General features: G+C 59.4%; 3 protein-coding genes. All 3 read right to left on the bottom strand.

What is annotated here, in order from left to right; translation table 11 throughout:
• Positions 1 to 336: 336 nt before the first annotated feature.
• On the bottom strand, positions 337 to 669 hold the full coding sequence (locus tag Q4E95_RS12490; protein WP_303383613.1) for an Lsr2 family protein: 333 nt from the start codon (positions 667 to 669) through the stop codon (positions 337 to 339).
• A gap of 257 nt (positions 670 to 926) precedes the next feature.
• On the bottom strand, positions 927 to 1190 hold the full coding sequence (locus tag Q4E95_RS12485) for a hypothetical protein (RefSeq protein WP_303383612.1): 264 nt from the start codon (positions 1188 to 1190) through the stop codon (positions 927 to 929).
• A gap of 59 nt (positions 1191 to 1249) precedes the next feature.
• Complete coding sequence (gene lysS, locus Q4E95_RS12480) at positions 1250 to 2773, bottom strand: lysine--tRNA ligase (RefSeq protein ID WP_303383611.1); 1524 nt, start codon at positions 2771 to 2773, stop codon at positions 1250 to 1252.
• Positions 2774 to 2808: the final 35 nt, after the last annotated feature.

Genomic DNA, 2808 nt, shown 5'->3' with positions numbered 1-2808 from the left:
CCGATGTAGTTGTGGTTGAGCATCCTGGCCTCTTCCTGGGCCAGCACCACGACCCGGCGGGCGCGGTCGGTGAAGCGTTCGAACATGGATACTCCTCTATTGATGTCTGCCAACGATGCTAGGCACCCGAACGGCATTTCTGGGCATTGTTCGCCACTGGCGCACGATGTACAGCCCAGAGCTAAACCCGGTTGCGGCGGGCAACAGCAACGGCCGGAGCGCACCCCGAGGTGCAGTCCGGCCGGATGGCTGCCCGCCGGGAAACATCGTTCCCGGCGGAGAAATCCGATTCACGCTGAAGCTCTGTTCTTTCCTCAGCGGATCGGACGTGGCTACTTACTTGTGAGCGTCGTAGTACTTGTCCTGAATGTCCTGGTGGATACGGCCGCGATCGGACACCTGCAGGCCTTGTTCCTTGGCCCAGGCACGGATCTTGGGGGTCTCGGGATTACCCGAACGCGTGGGACGAGTGGTGGCCCCGCGATTGGTCTTGGCCGACGCGCGGCGTGCCTTGGACACGTAGGGTCGCAGCGCCTCACGCAGCTTGGTGGCGTTAGCGGAGTTCAAATCAATCTCGTACTGTCCGCCGTCGAGACCGAAACGAATGGTCTCATCTGCGGAACCGCCGTCGATGTCATCTTCAAGAATGATCTTGACTGTCTGTGCCATGTCGGTTCCTCCTCACCACCCCGAAAAAGGGTGGCGTCAAAATTAGTGGGCTATTGCCTGTGGTGTGTGATCTCTGGTCCGGAAGTCACTCAATGCGCCATGATGCGTGTACCTGCCCCCCGCTTAACCCCTATTGTTTGCGGTGGTCTTTGCGATACTCGGACTCCGCACACTAAGCAGACAAGAACACGCGTGTTTCACGGGCTCCTATCATGACACGATGAGTCGATAATGTCACGATGGGATAATGCGCCGCGTTATTTGTCCTCAGAAGTATCGCGGATGGGAATGGAGTTCTTCAGCCCTAATCCGCGCTTTCTCTTAGAGCTTACTTCTTGGTATCCAAAGGGGACATTGTCTCCTTCGCGTTCACGCACTTCTTCATACCAGCGCTCGGCGTCCTTCTCGACATTGGCCTGAGCAGAACGTTCTGCCCGGTCACCGCGAAAAAGCCACCGCATGACCAGGTAGAAAATAAGGCCCACACCGAGAGAAGGCACAAAAACGGACAAGTACTCCATGACGCTTAGTATCCTCTACTGCCCTGAACGAGAACTGATATTGACCTGATGGTATTCACTCACTCGGGCTTCATGAGCGGGAACAGAATGGTCTCTCTGATGCCCAGGTCTGTGAAAAGCATGATCAGGCGGTCCAGGCCCAGCCCCAGGCCGCCCATGGGCGGTGCGCCGTACTCCAGGGCCCGCAGGAAGTCCTCGTCCAACTGCATGGCTTCAACGTCACCGGCGGCGGATTTCGAGGACTGTTCGGTGAGGCGCTGACGTTGAATCACCGGATCGATCAGTTCGGAGAACGCAGTACCGCGCTCCATACCGCCGATAATCAAATCCCACGCTTCAATGAGACCCGGCTTTTCGCGGTGCTGGCGCGCGAGCGGCTGCGCGGAGGGCGGGTAATCGTAAACAAATGTGGGCTGGATCAAGGTGGGCTCCACAATTTCCCCGAACAGCTCCACCGCGAGCTTTTCGGCATCCCACGCGGGATCCACGGAGATTTCGCGTTGCTGGGCAATCTTCCGCAGGGTCTCGGCGGGGATGTCCGGAGAGATTTCCTGACCCACGGCGTCAGACAATGCCGGGTAGACGGAAACCCATTTCCATTCGCCGAAGAGCTCGATGCGCCCCTGGTCAGTGTCAATGCCTTCCACCCCGAGTGCGGAGGCGCACGCCTGAATAATTTCTTTGATCCGCTCGGCCATGACGAATTGATCGGCATAGGCCTCATAGGCTTCCAGCGTGGTGAACTCTGGGCTGTGTGTTGAATCCACGCCCTCGTTACGGAATACCCGCCCGAGTTCGAACACCTTTTCAATACCGCCCACCACGGCACGTTTCAAGTACAGCTCGGTGGCGATACGCAGTGTCATGTCCTGATCGAACGCATTGAGGTGCGTTTCGAAAGGTCGCGCCGCCGCGCCACCGTGGATGAGTTGCAAGATGGGAGTTTCGATCTCGATGTACCCGCGGTCCTCCAGCACACGGCGCACGGTGCGGGTGATCAATGACCGGGTCAACACCACTTCGCGGGCCCGGGGGCGCACGATCAGGTCCAGGTAGCGCTGGCGCACCCGGGTTTCCTCGCTGAGTTCCTTGTGCAAGGTGGGCAGCGGGCGCAGTGCCTTGGAGGCCATGCGCCAGGAATCGGCCATGACGGACAGTTCACCGCGCCTGGAACTGATCACGCGGCCGGTGACCGCCACGAAATCGCCGAGGTCCACCTGGGCCTTCCATGCGGCCAGGGCTTCCTCGCCCACGTTCGCCTTGGAGATCATGACCTGCAGCCGCGTGCCGTCACCCTCATGAAGGGTGGCGAAGCACAGTTTGCCGGTGTTGCGCACGTGCATCACGCGTCCGGCAACGGTCACGACGTCGTCGGTTTCCTCGCCGGCCTCCAAATGCTCGTGGCTTTGGCGCACCTGGGCCAGGGTGTGGGTGCGGTCAACACTCACCGGGTAGGCGGAAACACCCGATTCCTCAATGGCCTGGCGCTTGGCGGCACGGAACAACATCTGGTCGTTGAGTTCGTGCTCGGAAAGCTCCGGCGTGGAATCTGCTGCTGGGGTGTTATCTCGCTGCTCGGTCACAATTCTCCAGGATAGCGGTCAGATCAAATCTTCAT

It is taken from the genome of Kocuria sp. (assembly GCF_030536815.1).
In the GTDB taxonomy this organism is placed as follows: domain Bacteria; phylum Actinomycetota; class Actinomycetes; order Actinomycetales; family Micrococcaceae; genus Kocuria; species Kocuria gwangalliensis.
Note: the sequence above shows the minus strand (reverse complement) of the source record. Positions and strands in the feature narration are given on the sequence as shown.

Bases quoted from the DNA above. Each gene is read 5' to 3' on its own strand.
- Q4E95_RS12490 (WP_303383613.1), bottom strand. From the start codon at position 669: ATGGCACAGACAGTCAAGATCATTCTTGAAGATGACATCGACGGCGGT.
- Q4E95_RS12485 (WP_303383612.1), bottom strand. From the start codon at position 1,190: ATGGAGTACTTGTCCGTTTTTGTGCCTTCTCTCGGTGTGGGCCTTATT.